Source organism: Ferruginibacter sp. (genome assembly GCF_031430955.1).
GTDB lineage: Bacteria > Bacteroidota > Bacteroidia > Chitinophagales > Chitinophagaceae > Ferruginibacter.
This window is the reverse complement of record NZ_JANPCM010000282.1, coordinates 1-18,498: the sequence shown is the minus strand read 5'-3', so window position 1 is coordinate 18,498 and position 18,498 is coordinate 1. Positions and strand designations below refer to the sequence as shown.

Annotated in this window: 16 protein-coding genes and 1 pseudogene; 13 read left to right on the top strand and 4 right to left on the bottom strand. The window is 36.0% G+C overall.

Annotated features, from left to right (window positions below; all coding sequences use genetic code 11):
• From ACY65O_RS08005 to ACY65O_RS07950, 12 genes and pseudogenes are all read left to right on the top strand, one after another.
• Positions 1 to 560 (top strand): annotated as a pseudogene (locus ACY65O_RS08005) (glycoside hydrolase family 65 protein); the annotation flags it as partial.
• A gap of 171 nt (positions 561 to 731) precedes the next feature.
• A complete protein-coding gene (locus ACY65O_RS08000) occupies positions 732 to 1,232 on the top strand; it encodes a hypothetical protein (protein WP_462220332.1) in 501 nt (166 codons plus the stop codon).
• A 63-nt stretch (positions 1,233 to 1,295) separates the two neighbouring features.
• A complete protein-coding gene (locus tag ACY65O_RS07995; protein WP_462220331.1) occupies positions 1,296 to 2,627 on the top strand; it encodes a vanadium-dependent haloperoxidase in 1,332 nt (443 codons plus the stop codon).
• A 38-nt stretch (positions 2,628 to 2,665) separates the two neighbouring features.
• Complete coding sequence (locus tag ACY65O_RS07990) at positions 2,666 to 3,742, top strand: hypothetical protein (protein WP_462220330.1); 1,077 nt, start codon at positions 2,666 to 2,668, stop codon at positions 3,740 to 3,742.
• Between the two features lie 16 nt (positions 3,743 to 3,758).
• Positions 3,759 to 4,709, top strand: coding sequence for a hypothetical protein (locus ACY65O_RS07985; protein ID WP_462220329.1), 951 nt, complete (start codon positions 3,759 to 3,761; stop codon positions 4,707 to 4,709).
• Between the two features lie 48 nt (positions 4,710 to 4,757).
• Positions 4,758 to 6,311 (top strand): vanadium-dependent haloperoxidase, encoded by a 1,554-nt coding sequence (locus tag ACY65O_RS07980; protein WP_462220328.1) that lies wholly within the window; start codon positions 4,758 to 4,760, stop codon positions 6,309 to 6,311.
• A gap of 74 nt (positions 6,312 to 6,385) precedes the next feature.
• Entirely contained in the window at positions 6,386 to 8,584 is a 2,199-nt protein-coding gene (locus ACY65O_RS07975; protein WP_462220327.1) for a TonB-dependent receptor family protein, read from the top strand.
• Positions 8,585 to 8,676: 92 nt separating this feature from the next.
• Positions 8,677 to 9,816, top strand: coding sequence for a DUF3179 domain-containing (seleno)protein (locus tag ACY65O_RS07970; protein ID WP_462220326.1), 1,140 nt, complete (start codon positions 8,677 to 8,679; stop codon positions 9,814 to 9,816).
• Positions 9,817 to 9,936: 120 nt separating this feature from the next.
• The gene (locus ACY65O_RS07965) at positions 9,937 to 11,343 is read left to right on the top strand and encodes an MBOAT family O-acyltransferase (protein WP_462220325.1); all 1,407 of its coding nucleotides are present in this window, start codon (positions 9,937 to 9,939) and stop codon (positions 11,341 to 11,343) included.
• 2 nt (positions 11,344 to 11,345) lie between these two features.
• Entirely contained in the window at positions 11,346 to 12,281 is a 936-nt protein-coding gene (locus ACY65O_RS07960; RefSeq protein ID WP_462220324.1) for a hypothetical protein, read from the top strand.
• Between the two features lie 220 nt (positions 12,282 to 12,501).
• Positions 12,502 to 12,696, top strand: coding sequence for a hypothetical protein (locus ACY65O_RS07955; protein WP_462220323.1), 195 nt, complete (start codon positions 12,502 to 12,504; stop codon positions 12,694 to 12,696).
• A gap of 27 nt (positions 12,697 to 12,723) precedes the next feature.
• Positions 12,724 to 13,245, top strand: a complete 522-nt coding sequence (locus ACY65O_RS07950; RefSeq protein ID WP_462220322.1) for a YdeI/OmpD-associated family protein — start codon at positions 12,724 to 12,726, stop codon at positions 13,243 to 13,245.
• A 107-nt stretch (positions 13,246 to 13,352) separates the two neighbouring features.
• Here ACY65O_RS07950 and ACY65O_RS07945 read toward each other — a convergent pair whose 3' ends face one another.
• The 4 genes from ACY65O_RS07945 to rnr are packed head-to-tail and all read right to left on the bottom strand — an operon-like array spanning position 13,353 to position 17,044.
• On the bottom strand, positions 13,353 to 14,318 hold the full coding sequence (locus ACY65O_RS07945; RefSeq protein WP_462220321.1) for a polyprenyl synthetase family protein: 966 nt from the start codon (positions 14,316 to 14,318) through the stop codon (positions 13,353 to 13,355).
• 12 nt (positions 14,319 to 14,330) lie between these two features.
• The gene (locus ACY65O_RS07940) at positions 14,331 to 14,717 is read right to left on the bottom strand and encodes a PIN domain-containing protein (RefSeq protein ID WP_462220320.1); all 387 of its coding nucleotides are present in this window, start codon (positions 14,715 to 14,717) and stop codon (positions 14,331 to 14,333) included.
• Entirely contained in the window at positions 14,704 to 14,931 is a 228-nt protein-coding gene (locus ACY65O_RS07935; RefSeq protein ID WP_462220319.1) for a hypothetical protein, read from the bottom strand. The genes ACY65O_RS07940 and ACY65O_RS07935 overlap by 14 nt, the downstream gene beginning before the upstream one ends.
• A gap of 28 nt (positions 14,932 to 14,959) precedes the next feature.
• Entirely contained in the window at positions 14,960 to 17,044 is a 2,085-nt protein-coding gene (gene rnr, locus ACY65O_RS07930) for a ribonuclease R (protein WP_462220318.1), read from the bottom strand.
• A gap of 136 nt (positions 17,045 to 17,180) precedes the next feature.
• Between rnr and ACY65O_RS07925 the strand changes: the two genes are divergently transcribed.
• Positions 17,181 to 18,401 carry an MFS transporter gene (locus ACY65O_RS07925; protein WP_462220317.1) on the top strand — a complete coding sequence of 407 codons (1,221 nt, stop codon included), beginning with the start codon at positions 17,181 to 17,183 and terminating at the stop codon, positions 18,399 to 18,401.
• Positions 18,402 to 18,498: the final 97 nt, after the last annotated feature.

Genomic DNA, 18,498 nt, shown 5'->3' with positions numbered 1-18,498 from the left:
CAACAGAAGCTGCAAAAATTTTAGGTGTTGCTGCCGATGCTGATTGGATGAATGTTGCTAATAACATTCCCATTTTAAAAATGCCTGATGGAACCACCAGTGAACATGCTGCATATAGCGGCGAAGGCATTAAACAGGCCGATGTAAATTTATTGGCTTATCCTTTAAAGGAAATTACTGATGCTAAGCAAATTAAAAAAGACCTGGATTATTATTCCGTTCGTGTGCCCAACGAAGGCACGCCTGCAATGACGCAGGCCATCTTTGCATTATTATACAGTCGGATAGGTGATGCAGAAAAAGCTTTTCATTTTTTTAAAGATGCTTATGTGCCTAATTTAAACCCGCCATTTAATGTAATTGCAGAAACTAAAGGCGGTACCAATCCTTATTTTGCAACTGGCGCAGGGGGCATTTTACAAAGTTTATTAAATGGTTTTGGTGGATTAGAAATTACGCCTGCAGGAATTATTCAAATAAAATCAACATTACCAAAGCAGTGGAAGAGTATTACTATTACAGGAATTGGGCCGCTTAAAAAGACTTTTACGGTAAAATAATTGAAAATCAATACGGCACAAACGTTTGCAACTGATTCGTAACGGAAATTATGCTGAAAACTCAATAAATATTACTATTTTGCACAGACCAAAATGAGGAAATTAGCTGCCATATTGCTTTTAGGGATATTTGTATTCAATTTATTTGGATACAAACTGTTCGTCTCCTTTATGGTAAACAATGCCAATCAAACATTAGAAACCGCTTTAGATAAAAATAATTACAACGACGAAGATCTTATCTCGATAAAAAAACCCACCAATCTTCCTTACTATAATAATACAAGAGATTTTACAAGAGCTTACGGCGAAGTGGAAATGAATGGCGTGTTATATACGTATGTAAAGAGCCGCATTTATAACGATTCGCTGGAAATGCTCTGCATTCCCAATACTTCTAAACAGCACTTGTTAAATTCAAAAGATAATTTTACAACTGTTGTTTTTGATCTGCAAAAAGATACCAACAAAAAGTCTTCCAATTCAAATAAGTCATTTTCTTTTATAAAATTATTGAGTGAGTTTGAAAAAAATAATGACATTAGTTTGAATTTTTTCTCCACTATAACGTCATCCAAAAAGCATTCTTTTTACAACAGCAATTCCGGGGTTTTGCATAAAGCCACTATTGAGCAGCCTCCTGATACTTTTAGCTGTCTGTTATCTGTTTAATTTATAAAGGCAATATTTTTATTATAATAATTGCCACTTCTCTTTACTAATAGATTTCTTTAAATGAAAAAATTAATTACGGCATTTGCTGTATTGCTTAGTTTATATTCCTGCAATAATAAACCGGCAGAAAAAACTTATTTCACTGATGCATTTTCTTACAGCAAAACTGTAAAGGAATTAAATGAAGTGGTTAAATTTGTTGGGTTTGCACCCATTGTGGCATCACGTAATTATGCTTATGCAAACATTGCAGCGTACGAATGCATTGCGGCTGGCTATCCAAAAGAATACAATTCTTTAAGCGGACAAATAAATGGATTTACAATTGATGTAAGCAGTTTTGGTTTTAAAGATCATCAGATTGATTATGAATTTGCATCGATGCTGGCATTTTGTAAAGTGGGCGAAGCGGTTACTTTTCCTGAAGGAAGTATGAAAGAATATGTGGACAGTCTAAAAAACTTTGCTAAAGAAAGTGGCATGCCTTCAAGAATGTTTGCTAATTCTGTTGCGTTTGCCGATTCAGTTTCAAAAACAGTTTTAGCTTGGAGCAAAAAAGATAGTTATGCTCAAACAAGAAGTGCATCACGCTATACAGTTTTAGATTCTCCCGGAAGATGGGTGCCAACGCCGCCAGCCTACGCCAGTGCGTTAGAGCCACACTGGAGAGAAATACGGTCTATTGTTATGGATAGCTGCAATCAATTTATGCCGCCACGCCCCATACCATTTAATGTAACTGATAAAAATGGCGCTTATTACAAACAGGTAATGGCCGTAAAAAATGCAGTGGACAGTTTAACAGATGAAGAAAAGCACATCGCTGAATTTTGGGATGACCTGGGCGGTAAATTAAATGTAGTGGGGCACATACAATTTGTTACCAAAAAATTTTCTCCCCCGGGCCACTGGATGAATATTGTAGGCATTGCGTCGCAAAAAGCAAAAGCCAGTTTTAGAAAAACAGTAGCGGCATACACCCTTACTTCTATCTGTATGTTTGATGGATTTATACAATGCTGGGATGAAAAATTCAGGAGCAACATGATTAGGCCCGAAACGGTAATTAATAAATATATTGACCAGGACTGGAGGCCATATTTGCAAACACCGCCTTTTCCAGAATATACCTGCGGCCACAGCACTGTATCATCTGCAGCGGCAGAAGCATTAACAAAAATATACGGTGATAATTTTAATTACACCGATACCAGCGAACTGGAATTTGGAATTGCCAACCGTTCTTTTACTTCATTCAGGCAGGCAGCGCAGGAAAATAATATGGCAAGGTTTTATGGCGGCATTCATTTTCATCCAAGTTGTATTGTAAGCAATGAGTATGGAAAAAAAGTAGGAGATTTTATTGTAGGCAAATTAAAACTGGAGAAATAAATTTTCCATTTTTTAAAAACTAATTTTAAAATTATAACATGAAAAAGATTTTTATTATACTTATTGTTGCGTTAGCAATAAAATTCAATGCAAATGCACAGGGCTGCGTAGCAATTAAAAGTAATGGTGGCTATTGCATGGCTAATCATGATAGTGCAAATAAAAAACAAAATTTTACACTCAGTATCAATCACCGGTATTTTAGATCGTACAAACATTTTGTAGGTACAGCAGAACAAAAACAAAGAACTGAAGGAGGTACCGAAGTGGTAAATTATGCACACACTACCGATTTTAATTTAAACAAAACATTAAAAAATGGATGGAGTGTTTCAATTGATGTTCCCGTTATTGCAAACAACCGCTCCTCTTTATATGAGCATGGTGGTAAAAGCAGGCACAGCACAAAATCATTCGGTTTGGGTGATGTAAGATTAGCTGCATACAAATGGATTATTGATCCGGTAAGAATGAAAAAAGCAAATGTGCAAATTGGCTTAGGTTTAAAATTACCTACCGGTGATTATAAGTACGCCGATAAATTTTTTGTAAACGACAGTACAAATATTTTAGGCCCCGTTGATCAGTCGATACAATTGGGCGATGGAGGCCTGGGTTTTACAACAGAAATAAATGCTTATTACAACATTATCAAAAATTTAAGTGCTTACGGAAATTTTTATTATTTAGTTAATCCAAGAGAACAAAACGGAACTTCTACTGCAAGAGGCAGCGCTCCATCTGTAACTGCTGTACGCTATGGAAGCGATGTAATGAGTGTGCCCGATCAGTACATGTACAGAGCTGGTTTAAATTACACTGTAAAACATTTAACTGTTTCTGGCGGCGTACGTAAGGAGTGTTTAACAGTAAAAGATTTATTTGGTGGCAGTAATGGTTTTCGCAGGCCGGGCTATATAGTTTCTGTTGAGCCGGGAGTTACTTATGAGTTTAAAAAGATCAGCGCCTATGCGTATGTTCCTTTTGCTGTAAAACGTAACCGCACCCAAAGCGTACCGGATAAAAACAGAACAAAAATTACGGGTGTGTATGCACAGGGTGATGCAGCTTTTGCAGACTATGCATTAAACATCGGGCTGACATTTAAATTTTAATTTATCAAAACTTTGTATGAAAAAAAATATCATCAAAAAGAATAAAATAATAAGCATATTCATTTGCCTGTTATTTTTTAACCAGGCAATATTTGCCCAAACTGATATTGATGGGCTGATGATGCAGAAAAACTTTTTTTGTGTTGGCCCCACCGTTGGTAAAAGCAGCTGGAAAAATTATTGGGAAGGAACTTTTAAAAGAGATAATGCTAACTTGGGAACGGTAAGTACCGCAGCTGCAATGATAATGGGTAATTATGGTATAACCGATAAACTAAACCTGCTTTTTGGTTTGCCTTATATTAAAACAAAAGCAAGTGCAGGTAATTTAAAAGGCCAAAAAGGGTTACAGGATTTATCTGTTTTTGTAAAATGGGTTGCCAAAGAAAAAATGATAGGCAAAGGGAATTTAAAAGCAATTTTAATTGGCGGCTATTCAACACCGGTTTCTAATTACAGTGCAGATTTGCTGCCATTGTCTATTGGCTTACACAGTAAAACAACCATGTTAAGATTAACGGCAGATTATGAAATTGGAGATTGGTTTGCAACTGCATCCGGCACTTATAATTTCAGGAATAATGTAACCTTAGACAGAAATACTTATTACACTACCGAAATGCATTACACTAATGAAGTAAAAATGCCCGATGCAACGTATTTTAATTTAAGGGCAGGCTACCGCAGCAGTACATGGATAATAGAAGCCATTGCAGATAAATGGACAACACTTGGAGGCTTTGATATTACCAAAAACAACATGCCTTTTATCAGCAATAAAATGAACGCCACAAAACTGGGTATCCATATAAAATACGATACCGATTTTGTAAACGGGCTTTCATTTATTGCAGATGCCAGTACCACTGTAGCAGGTAGAAATGTGGGGCAAAGCACCGGTTTTAGCGGAGGTGTTTTTTATATCCTCGATTTTAGTAAAAAACAAAAAGAAGAAATTAAAAAATAAAATCTATGCTGCTTTGGCCATTGGCCATAGTGGTTTAAAATTAAAACAATGAAAAAGATATTTTTATTTATCAGTTTAACAACTGTTACAGCAATTACAGTTTTTAATTCCTGTTCAAAAAAAATTGACGAGGTAAATCTTTCCTATCCCGCAATAAACCCAGTAAGGCCTGATGCAAATGCAGGGACCTGGAAACCCATTTTATTAACCTCGGCCAGTGAATTTGCCTGTGCTGCTCCAATAGCAACAACATCGCCGGATTATGTGCTGCAGTTAAATGAAATAAAAAGTTTTCAAAACGATATTTCAAACCAAGAAAAGGATTTAGTAAACTATTGGGGTGCTGGAGCAGTTGTTCGTTGGAATGAAATTATGAGGGAGCTGGTAGCCAAACATAATCTCCCCCCTTATCAAAATGCTGATGGTACTTATCCAATACCCAATGCTGCAAATCCGTTGGCGTATCCAACCTTTCCATTTTCTAACCCTCCATATGCATCAAGGGCGTATGCTTATTTAAGCGCTGCACAATACGATGCCTGCATAGCAGGTTATTATTACAAAGCTTTGTACAACCGTACAGCACCATTTAATGTGGATGCAAAAATTACAACGCTTTTACCAAAATCAACATTGCCATCTTACCCAAGCGAAGATGCGGTGGTAATGGGTGCATCGGTAGAATTATTGAAGTTATTATTTCCCGGCGACCAGGATTTCATCAATCAAAAGGCAGAGGAACATAAAAGGGCAAGATTAATTGCAGGTGCAAATGTACGCAGCGATTTAGATGCAGGCGAAGCATTGGGTAAATCGGTAGCTGCAAAATTTATTGCAAGGGCAAGAGGCGACAGGGCAGGCGCTGCAGTTGGTAACCCAACGGTATGGTTGAAATTGCAAACAGATTGTGAAGCAAGGGGCGAAGTACCCTGGATAAGCCAGGATGCACCACTTCGTCCTTGTATGTTACCCTTGTTTGGAAATGTAAAAAGCTGGTTGTTCGATTCTTTAACAATGGTAACTGCTATCCGTCCGCCTGCGCCTCCAGGCACAGGCTCAATACAGTTTAAAAACGAAACAGAAGAAATATACCAGATGCAAAAAAATCTTACAAGGGAACAAAAAAGGATTGCCACTTTCTGGTCGGATGGTGTTGGGAGTTACACACCACCCGGCCATTGGAATTATATTGCTGCTACTGAATTTGCACAATTAAATTTTAGCGAAGCAAGATGGGCAAGAAACATGGCGTTAGTTAATATGAGTTTAATGGATGCAGGAATTGTTTGCTGGGATGCAAAATATTTTTATTACAACCCAAGGCCAATGCAGGTGGATACCCGTATTAAAACAGATATAGGCCTTCCTAACTTTCCGGCATATATAAGTGGGCACAGCACATTCAGCGGAGCTGCGGCAACAGTGTTAGGTTATATTATCCCTGCCAAAGCACAGCAATTTGCAGCTATGGCAAATGAAGCCTCAATGTCACGTATGTATGGTGCAATACATTTTCGCAGCGATTGTGAGGTTGGTATTACAACCGGAAATAAAGTAGGTAATTATGCAATAAGCAGGGGGCGTACAGATGGGGCAGAATAAAATGACCGTTTGATTTTTTATAAGGGGGCATGATTTTTATAACGCCGTATAAAAAATTTTATCAATAAAAAAGTATGAAAAAAGTTACAATATTTTTACAAATGATATTTTTTGCTGTAACATCATTGGCACAGCAACCGGATATTAATAAGGATACATTAATAAAAGTAAAATTGCTGGATAGCCTTATCTTTTATGCTTACCTCAATCAAAATATTGTAAAACAATTATTAGCGGAGCAGGGTACTTATATTTTTGCCGGAAAAAAAACGGAAGTAATCAACCTTGTAAATACTGCAGCAGATATTACCAATAAAACAGGCAGGCAGGTGTTTGCAAAAATCCCCGGCATTTTTGTGTATGATATGGATGGCTCCGGCAATCAAATAAATATCGCTGCAAGAGGTTTAGACCCTCACAGAGGATGGGAATTTAATATTCGTAAAGACGGGGTGCTAACCAATTCCGATATGTATGGTTATCCTGCAAGCCATTACAGTATGCCGCTTGAAAGCATTGAACGCATTGAATTAGTAAGAGGTACAGGGTCATTACAATATGGTGCCCAGTTTGGGGGCATGTTAAATTACATAACCAAGCAGGGTGATACCAGCAAGCCGGTTGGTTTTGAAAGCATCAATACAATTGGGTCTTTTAATTTACAAAGTACTTACAATGCCATTGGGGGAAAAGCAGGGAAGTTCAGGTATTATGCATATATACAAAAAAAATCAAAAGAAGGTTACCGTAAAAACGAACACACCAGTTCCCAGGCGGAATCGGTTATGTTTACTTACGAACCCAATAAAAAATTTTCTATCCGTTCAGAATGGGCAAGGTCAAAATATTTATACAGAATTCCAGGTGCTTTAACGGATAGTATGTTTGCTGCCGATCCAAAGCAGGCTACACGTAGCCGTAATTATTTTAGCCCCGATATTCATGTACCTTCAATAACAGTAAACTGGCAGATGGCAGATAAAACAAAATTACAATTAACCAGTTCGGCAGTATTAGGCCGCAGAAATAGTGTGCTTTTTGATAAACCAACAAATATTAGAGATACCATCGTAAATGCCACACAACAATATAATAACCGGCAAATAGATATCGACAGGTTTAACAGTTATACTACTGAGTTAAGAATATTACAATTTTATCGTTTAGCAAAACAAACCAGTTCGCTGGCAGCCGGTGTACAATATATGAACAATGATTTGCACCGCACACAATTAGGCAAAGGCACCACGGGCAGCGATTACGATTTAACATTGGTTGACCCTGTTTGGGGAAGAGACATGCATTTTAAAACAAACAACCTGGCTTTGTTTGCCGAAAATAAATTTCAAATAAAAAACAACCTCTCCATAAATTTGGGTGCAAGAATAGAAATGGGACAAACCAAAATGACGGGTAAAATTGTTTATTATCCCGATAATCAAATTCCGGTTTCAATCAAACATCAGTTCCCTTTATTGGGAATCAACCTTTCATATAAACCGGGGAAAAATACAGAACTCTACGGAGGATGGTCGCAAAGTTACCGGCCTATGCTTTTTAAAGATTTAATTCCTGCTTCATTCTATGAAAAAATTGATCCCAACATTAAAGACTCCAAAGGTTACAATGCTGAATTAGGTTTTAGAGGAAGCTATAAATTTTTAAGATGGGATGTCAATGGATTTTTATTACAGTATAATAACCGCTTTGGTACGTTGGCACAAACAGATAATAGCGGTAATTTTTATACTTACAGAACAAATGTGGGCAATTCATTTACAAAAGGTGCAGAAATATTTATACAGGGAGATTGGATTTTGGGGAAAAGAACTGGCTTATCTGTATTTTCCTCAACAGCATTTATACATGGCAGATATACAAATGCCATTGTAAAATCAGGCAATGCAAATATTAATATTCAGGGAAATAAAGTAGAAAGTGCACCAGACGTAATATCCCGTAATGGGGCTACTATAAGGGTTTATAAAATAAGTTTTTCGGTATTGTACAGTTATACTGCTGCAACTTTTGCAGATGCATTAAATACAGTGCAACCACCAAAAACTACAGGTGCTGTTGGGTTAGTGCCTTCTTATGGTATACTGGATATAAATGCTGCTGTAAAAATTTTAAAAAATCTGGAATTAAAAATGACGATGAATAATGCTGCAAACAAACAATACTTTACCAAGCGGCCGCTGTTTTATCCGGGCCCGGGTGTTTGGCCATCCGAAGGACGTAATGGAAGTATTACGCTTGCTATACGGCTTTAAAATATTTTGTTATAATCGTTAGGTACAAAAAGCGTAAACACGTTTGCCGTGCCTGTTTAAGCAGGCAGGGTTTTACGGCTTAAACTTTATGCATGAAAAAATTATTTTACTTTGCTTTGATTGGTTTGCTGCTTTTTGAAGTAGCTAATGTATATTTTATTATGCCCATGCCCGGCAGCCAAAAGATGAATAGTATTGAAGCGGCATATTTTTTATACCAGTGGCGCTGGTTTTTTAGAACTGCTTTTGTGATGCTGCTGCTGGTTGGTTTATTTAAAGCCAGCTGGAAACGTAAATGGATTGTTGCCTTTACAATATTGATTGCAGCAACTGCAGTTTATATGGCAAATTTTGTAATGGCGGCAGATCATATGTTTTATCAACCTCAAAAATTATTACTTGTAAATGCAGCAAATAACAAAGTAGATACTAACCGTTTAGTAATTGGTATCGTAAATAATGGCGACGCAAAAGCATATCCTGTCAGGTTTTTAGGGTATCACCATCAGGTGCAGGATGCTGTTGGCGGCAAGCCGGTAATTGTAACCTATTGCACTGTTTGCAGAACAGGAAGAGTTTTTGAGCCAACGGTAAATGGCGGGCAGGAACAATTTCGCCTGGTAGGAATGGACCATTTTAATGCCATGTTTGAAGATGCCACAACTAAAAGCTGGTGGCGACAGGCAACTGGTGAAGCCATCACCGGAAAATTGAAAGGGCAAAAATTACCGGAATTTTTCAGCACACAAACTTCTTTAGGAGTATGGCTGCAGTTAAATCCCAACTCACTCATTATGCAACCCGATCCTGCATTTGAAAATAAATACGATACCACATTAAAATACGAAAATGGCAAAAGTAAAAGTAAACTAACGGGTACCGACAGCCTTTCATGGAAAGATAAATCGTGGGTGATTGGTGTAAAAGTGGGGGATGAAAAAAAAGCATATGACTGGAATACATTAAAAACTAAAAGAATTATTAATGATAAAGTGGGCAGCAGTTTTGTGCTGCTTGTTTTGGCAAAAGATGATAAAAGTTTTTTTGCCTTTGAAAGGCCTGCAGAAAACGCAATTTTCACTTTGCATAATGATAAGTTAGTGATGAATAACCATCATTACAAAATAAACGGAAAGGGAATTGATACTGCTTTTTCTTTAAAGCCCTTATTTGCTTACCAGGAGTTTTGGCATAGCTGGCGGACTTTTAATAACAATACAAAAAGATATTAAAAATAATTACTGAAAATTTACTGTAAATATCCTCGAAAACTTCCTCTGCCCCGCCTGTGGTAAAACTTGCCTTGGTTAATACATGCTCTTTATCATAAATTGCACCTAAGAATACAGCGCATGCTCTTTAACTCCATAAATTTTTTATTCTTTTTTTCTATTGTGTTTTTTTTGTTTTACTATTTAAATGGTACAGCAAGAAAGGTATTGTTGTTTATAGCCAGTTCTGTTTTTTACATGTGGTTTATTCCATCTTATATTTTTATTTTATACTTTACAATACTGGTTGATTTTATTGCAGCCATTCAAATTGAAAAAAGTGCTGATAAAAAAAGAAGGAAGCAGATTTTATTGCTGGGGATCATCAATACCTGCATTATACTTTTTGTTTTTAAATACTGTAATTTTTTTATTGATAATTTTAACGGGCTGGGTTTTACACCCATAAAACACTGGGAAATTATTTTACCTATTGGCCTTTCCTTTCATGTATTTCAAAGCCTGAGTTATATTATAGAAGTGTACAGGGGAAATATAAAAGCCGAAAAAAATATTTTGGTATATTCCAATTTTGTAATGATGTTTCCGCAACTGGTGGCAGGCCCAATTGAAAGGGCGGCAAATCTTTTGCCGCAGTTAAAAGAATGTAATCATAAAATTACCTATGCCGATTTTTCAATTGGGTTATCAAGATTTTTTTGGGGGTTGTTTAAAAAAGTGGTGATTGCAGATACTGCCGGTGTGTATTCTGGCGTGGTCTATCAAAATTACACCCATCATTCCGGCAGCACACTTCTTGCGGCAACTTTTTTATTTTCCATACAAATTTATTGCGACTTTTCAGGTTACTCTGATATGGCAATTGGTACAGCAAGGATGCTCGGCTTTAAATTCAAAGAAAATTTTACACTGCCTTACTTTTCTAAAACTCTTACAGGGTTTTGGCGGAGATGGCATATCTCTTTATCAAGCTGGTTAAGAGATTATATTTATATCCCTTTAGGTGGAAATAGAAAAGGTAAGATAAAAACTTGTATCAACCTGATGCTTACTATGCTTATTGGCGGGTTGTGGCATGGCGCCTCCTGGAACTTTGTAATCTGGGGAGGTTTAAATGGGTTTTATTTAATGGTAGAAAAAGCATTTAATTTTTCTGCATTCAAACCTAAAAATTTCTTCTTAAAATTATTGGGGGCATTGTTTGTATTTATTGCCATAAGCTTTACGTGGATTTTTTTCAGGGCTGCTACTTTTCATCAGGCTGTTGGTATTATTAATTCCATCTTTACTGAATTTGATCCGGAGAGTTTTCAAATTTTAGATACGGGTATTTTTATTACCGCCATTTTTTCAATTATTGTGCTGCTGCTTTTTGAATATTTTATTTTTAGAAAATACAGTTTTGAAGATATTTTTTATTTTAAACGGGGCAATTTTTATCTTTCGCTGCTTATTGTATTTTTTATCTGTTACATAATTTTGTTTGGAAATTCCAATAGTAACCAATTTATCTATTTTCAATTTTAGCGATGAAAAAAATACTTATAAAAATTGCTGTAATATTTTTGATCGTACTTATTTTCGACAGGCTGTTCAGTTTTGTTTTTACTAAGCATATTTTTGAAAAAACGATTAGTGGAGAGAGCGGGGGAAATCTTAATTATTTATTAGAGAAGAAAAAAAACGCTGATTATATTATTTTGGGCAGCTCCAGGGCAAAACACCAGGTTGATCCCGAAAAACTTACTGCTATTAATGGTATTGGTTATAATGCCGGTATTAATGGTGTAGGCACAATATTGCACAGCAATATTGTGCTGGATATCCTGCTGCATGAAAATTTTAAACCCAAAATTATCCTGCTGCAAATTGATGCCATCAACTTTGCGGCTGAACATTTAGAGAGCTATCAGTATGGGTTAAATTCCCTCTACCCCTATTATAAAAAAAGCAAACTGCTGCAAAGCTCAGTAAAAGAATTACCGTTTGAAGAGCAGTTGAAATTAAATTTTGAAATGTATAAATTCAATGGAAAAATAACTAACCTGCTTTTAAATTATTTTAAGCAACAATCAGTTGTTGATAATAATGGGTACTTCCCTTTATATCAAACTATGGATAGTGTAAATCAGCAAGGCTTACCTTTTGCAAAATTTAATTTTTCTGCAAAAAAATTACAGGTATTGAATAATATTATTACAAGCTGTAAACAAAATAATATTCAACTGGTAATAATTTTTTCGCCTTACTATAAAAACGTAAATTACAAAAAAGACGAAGTGAATTTTTTAAAAAACTATATTAGTAATATTTCCGGAAAGGTAAATATTATAGATATGGCCAACATTACAAACCTGCCAGATTTACAAAATGCACAAAACTGGAAAGATATCGGGCATTTAAATAATATTGGTGCAGCAAAATTTTCAGCATCTCTAAACGACAGTTTGAATATGAAATTATAATATGAAAGTAAAATTCACAATATTATTTTGTTTGATTTTATTATTAGAAATAATATACGGACAATTTTTCCCGAGCTGGAATTTTAATATAGGCTCGTTAAATATTTTAAATCGAATAGTCACATATTTCTCTTTTTTTGCAATAATACTTTCTGCGATTTTTATCTTTAAAACACAGTGGTTAACAATCTATGTAGGAATTTTTCTTTTTATTATGTTTATGGTATCCACATTGATTACAATATATCCCATTGATACCCACAGCGAACCTTATGACATTGCCACATTGGGAAAATATGCTGATGGGAAAAAATTAATTGTCAGAGAGTATAAAAGTTCAAAAACAAACAGGGTAATTCATGATACACTTTTAGTAAAAGACATAGGTGTTTTTAGAAGGCAATACAACAATTAAAATAATTTTTTTTATAATCAGGCGGACATGATAAAATTTTCCACTACCATATTAAAATTTGATAAGCAGGGCGAAAAAACCGGCTGGACTTATATTGTAATTCCTGCAAAAGTTGCACAGCAGTTAAATCCCAAAAATAAAAAATCATTTCGTGTAAAAGGAAAGTTGGATGATTTTGAAATAAGCAAAGTGGCGTTAATACCCATGGGAGAAGGCGATTTTATTATGGCCATTAATGCTGCTATGCGTAAAGGTATTGGTAAAAGAAAAGGTGCAACAATTAAAGTGCAGTTGGTTGCTGATGCTGCACCCATATTACCTCCGGAAGAATTAATAGAATGTATGGCAGATGAACCTGAAGCAGTAGCATATTACAATAGTTTACCACAAGGCCACCGCAATTACTTTACCAAATGGATAGACAGCGCAAAAACTGATACCACTAAAGCAAAACGAATTGCCTTAGTAATTAAGACGATGTTGCGTAAAATGGATTTTGGTGCAATGCTGAGGGAAGAAAGGGACGAAAAGAAAAAATTAATGGGATAATTTTTAAAACTAAAAATATTTTTCCCGAATTAATTTTTTATTACTCACTGCCCATTGCTCACTGCCCATTGCTCACTGCCCATTGCTCATTGCCTTTTGCTCATTCCTCAACTCTCCCTCACCATCAAATACTCCGCCAGTTCCATTAACGGTTTTTTTCTTACAGATAAAACCGCAACATCTTCCAAATGTTTCAAAGCAGCAGTAAAATAATTTTGCTGTAATTGTTTAGCCCATTCATCTGCTTTGCAATCTTTAAAAATGTCTAAAACTTTTTCTACTTTATCAGCAGGATTATCAATCATTAATTGCAGTAATTCTTTTTTTGCATTTACTGAAGCCGCTTCCATTGCATGTATAAGCAAAAAAGTTTTTTTATTTGCTAAAATATCTCCGCCAACCTGTTTGCCAAATTTATCAGGGTTACCGAAAGCATCTAAATAATCATCCTGCACCTGAAAGGCAATGCCCAGGTTTTTTCCAAACTCATACAAATGATTTTGATTACCACCGCCGGCACCGCCGAGTATAGCACCCAATTGTAAACTTGCCGCAACCAATACAGAAGTTTTTAAAGTGATCATATTTACATAGTCATCAAAACTTACGGTATCTTTTTTTTCAAAATCCATATCCAGTTGCTGTCCTTCGCAAACCTGGCTGGCAGTAACATTAAACAACTGCAATACTTTTTGCAAATTGGCCGGCTGAATTTTATTTAAATTTTCGTAAGCCTTTACAAACATTACATCGCCTGCAAGCAGAGCGGTTGATTCGCCATATTTTACATGTACAGTTTGCATACCACGGCGTACAGGCGCTTTATCCATAATGTCGTCATGTATCAAACTAAAATTATGAAAAAGTTCTATTGCTGCAGCTGCATGATAGGCATCGGGATTAATTTCATCAAACAACTCATTAGCCAGTAACACACAAACAGGGCGGATTCTTTTACCGCCAATACCTAAAATATATTGTGCAGGGTCGTACAAACTTTCTGTATGCGTTGGAAAGTGACGAACATTAAATTTTTCTTCAAATAATTGGGAGAGTGCTGAAAAAGAATGCATTGATTAAATAAATTATAGCAGTTTAATATCGGGTATTTCTGCAAAATGATTATCGGTTGTAAATAAAGTAAAGTTATTTGCTAAAGCAACTGAAGCAATCCAAATATCATTTTCAGGAATGGGTTTACCTTTCGCTTTCAGTTGTGCTTTAATTTTGCCATAAGTAATTGAGCACTGTTTATCAATTGAAATTATTTTACATTGTTGTAAAAAATCTTCAATCATTATTATATGTTTTTCAGGAGCTGAAGAACAGTAAGCGCCATAATATAATTCTCCAATAGCAACAGTACTTATAAAAACTTCAGATAACTCATCTAGTCTTTTTGTAATCTGCACATTCTTTTTAAAAAAATGAACAACAATACTTGTATCGAGTAAGTACTTATTTCCAGTCATCAGGATCAATTTGTTCACACCCTTTTTCAATACTATTCCCAAATTCCTCCGCTTCTTCAGGACTTAAAAGGCTGTTTAGTGCTGAGAACTTTTTTGCCACTTTTTCGCTATGTCTATTTTTAGCCAAAATCTTTTCTACCTCATTCAGTACCTCATCATTATCCTCTTTCAATAATGCTTCTACTAAAAATAATTTTTTTGAATCTTCGTACATAACATAAATTTTACTTCCTCAAATTTACTTATTTTTTCTTCTTCAACCCCACTTTTGGTTTTGCCGCCTGTTTAATTAAAGCCGTATTGGTAACTTTTGCTTTTACATTGCTACCGGGCACCCACTCATAATCTAACTGCCGCTTGCCTAAATTTGCAGCCACCACTTTTATCCGCACTTTATCACCCATCCTGAATTTTCTCTTGGTTCTTAAACCTACCAAAGCATAATCCGTTTCATCTAATCTAAAATCATCATGCTCACTTAAATCCCTTACCGTAACCATGCCTTCGCATTTATGCAAAACAGTTTCTACAAAAAAACCAAAAGATGCAACACCACTAATAATACCATCAAATTCCTCACCCAAATATTGCTGCATAAATTCTACCTGCTTATATTTATTTCCGGCACGTTCCGCTTCCATCGCTTTGCGTTCCCTGTCGCTGCAATGCTTGCATTTTTCATCCATCTTTTTATCAACCTTCAAATTTTTCTCTAAGCATTCCTGTAAAATGCGGTGTACCATCACATCGGGGTAACGGCGTATCGGAGACGTAAAATGACAGTAATGCTCAAAGCCCAAACCATAATGACCGATGTTGGAGGAAGTGTAAACAGCTTTTGCCATAGTGCGTATGCCCAATTGCTCCAGCACATGTTGTTCCGGTTTGCCCTGCACTTCTTTAAGCATTTTATTAAAAGATGCAGCTACGGCTGCTTCATCATGCATATCAAAAACATAACCAAACTTTTTTGCAAAGGCAACAAATGGTTTTAGTTTTTCATCATCAGGCGTATCATGTATGCGGTACGGAAAAGGCACCGGTAGTTTATTTATTTTTATTTTAGACACATATTCAGCTACCGTTCTGTTGGCCAGCAGCATAAACTCCTCAATTAATTTATGTGCATCTTTACTTTCCTTAATTACAATGCCAATGGGTTTTCCTTTTTCATCTAATTGAAAACGCACTTCCTGCGATGAAAAATTTATAGCACCTTTTCTAAATCTTTCCCTGCGGAATTTTTGTGCAAGGTCATTCAGCAGCATAATCGGTTTGTAATGCAGGCCATCTTTCTTTTCAATAATTTCCTGCACTTCATCATAAGTAAAACGGTGGTTGCTGTGTATAACGGTACGGCCCAGCCAGCTGTGTTTTACTTCGGCACGGTTGTTAATTTGAAAAATTGCAGAGAAAGTATATTTATCTTCATGGGGACGTAAAGAACACAATTCATTCGAAATTTTTTCGGGCAGCATTGGGTTAACCCTGTCTGGCAGGTAAACACTTGTAGCTCTTTCGTACGCCACTTTATCCAATAGCGATCCCGGTTTTACAAAATGACTCACATCTGCAATGTGTACCCCAATTTCGTAATTGCCATTATCTAAATTTCTTACAGAGATAGCATCATCAAAATCTTTTGCATCATTAGGGTCAATTGTAAAGGTTAAAATGTCTCTGCAGTCTTTACGCTTAATTAATTCCTGCCGGGTAATATTTTCCGAAAGGCTGTGGGCTTCCTTCATCACTGCATCATCAAACGTTAACGGAAAGCCGCAGTCAATTAAAAGTTCTTTCATGGCAAAGTCATTCATGTCTTCTGCTTTAATCACACTCACCACTTCGCCTTCAGGTTTTTTATCATCCTTATTCCATTTGGTTAAACGCACCACCACACGGTCTTTATCTTTTGCACCATTTAATTTTTCGATCGGTACAAAAAAATCCGGCATGGGCTTTTCGGTATCGGCTGTAAAAAAAGCAAATGCTTTACTTACCTGCAGGTTGCCAATAAATTCTGTTTGTTTTCTTTCGCTGACATCAGTAATTTTTCCATCAATACGTTTGCCATTGCCGCCATCACTTTTAATTTGCACTTTTACCATGTCGCCATGAAAAGCCCTGTTAAAATCATTTGGCCTTACCAAAATGTCTTTATCCATTCCTTCTACTAATACAAAACCAATACCGCTTCGTGAAATATCTAATTTTCCTTTTACTGTTTTACTTTGAGAAGAACTTTTCGGCTCCTTTATTTTTTTACTCATAATTTTTTTCTTTTTTGTACAAGCTGTATTTCTTTGTTCAACATCGTTGCGTCGCACTCTTGTACGTCATACCTTTTATCAGCTTTTATCTAAGCGTAGATAAACACTATTTTTTCTGTGTTTCCGTGCTTCTGTGGCAAAAAACTGTCTGCAATGTACCAACAAATTCCTACATTCGAATAAACCATCAATTGTGCAGCCACTCACAAATTCTCCACAACGTATAATTACTAAAACCATCTGGATACTTTCACTGGTAAGTTTGTTTACCGATATGGCCAGCGAAATGCTCTATCCTATCATGCCCATTTTTTTAAGGCATATTGGTTTTTCGGTAATTGCCATTGGAGTTTTAGAAGGCATTGCCGAAGCAGTGGCTGGTTTAAGCAAACCTTATTTTGGTAAATTAAGCGACAGCACGGGCAAACGTTTACCGTTTGTACAATTGGGTTATGGACTAAGCGCTATCAGTAAACCCATGATGGCGTTATTTATTTATCCGCTCTGGATTTTTTTTGCAAGAACCATTGACCGTTTAGGTAAAGGCATACGCACCGGCGCAAGAGATGCTTTATTAAGCGACGAAGCAACAAAAGAAACTAAAGCAACCGTTTTTGGTTTTCACCGCAGTATGGATACTTTGGGTGCAGTATTCGGCCCTGCCATTGCATTGGTATATTTATATTTTAATCCGGATAATTATAAAACACTTTTTTTAATTGCATTTGGCCCGGGTGTGCTGGCAATAATTTGCACCATGCTCATTAAAGAAAAACCTAAATCTCTAAACCCTAAACCTATAAATGCTAAACCCACCAACCTATTCGCCTTCATCACTTACTGGAAAACCAGCCCCGCTGCTTACAAAAAATTGGTTATTGGTTTATTACTTTTTGCATTATTCAACAGCAGCGATGTTTTTTTATTATTAAAAATGAAAGAAAGCGGATTAACGGATACTGAAGTAATTGGTGTGTATATTTTTTACAATTTAATTTATGCTTTGCTGGCATATCCTGTTGGTATTTTGGCTGATAAATTAGGGTTGAAAAAAATATTTTTATTGGGTCTATTTATTTTTATGGTGGTCTATACAGGTTTTGCTTTTAATAATAACCTGGTTGTTTTTTTGGTGCTGTTTGCTTTATATGGTTTGTACGCCGCCGCAACCGAGGGCATATCAAAAGCATGGATAAGTAATTTGGTGGATAAAACAGAAACCGCTACTGCCATTGGTACATACGCAGGTTTTCAAAGTATTGCTGCACTATTTGCCAGTACCATTTGTGGATTGCTCTGGTATAATTTTGGTGCCGTGGCCACTTTTTTAATTACAGCAGCAGTAACATTTATAGTGATGATTTATTTAGCTGTATATAAGGGTCAAGACGGTTTAAAACCGTCAGACCCTTAAAAAAGTTTCCCTAACTTTAGTAAAAGAAAAAAAATGAAATCGTACGATACCGTAACAGAAGCATTAAAAGATTTAAAAGCCACTGGCTATACTGTTG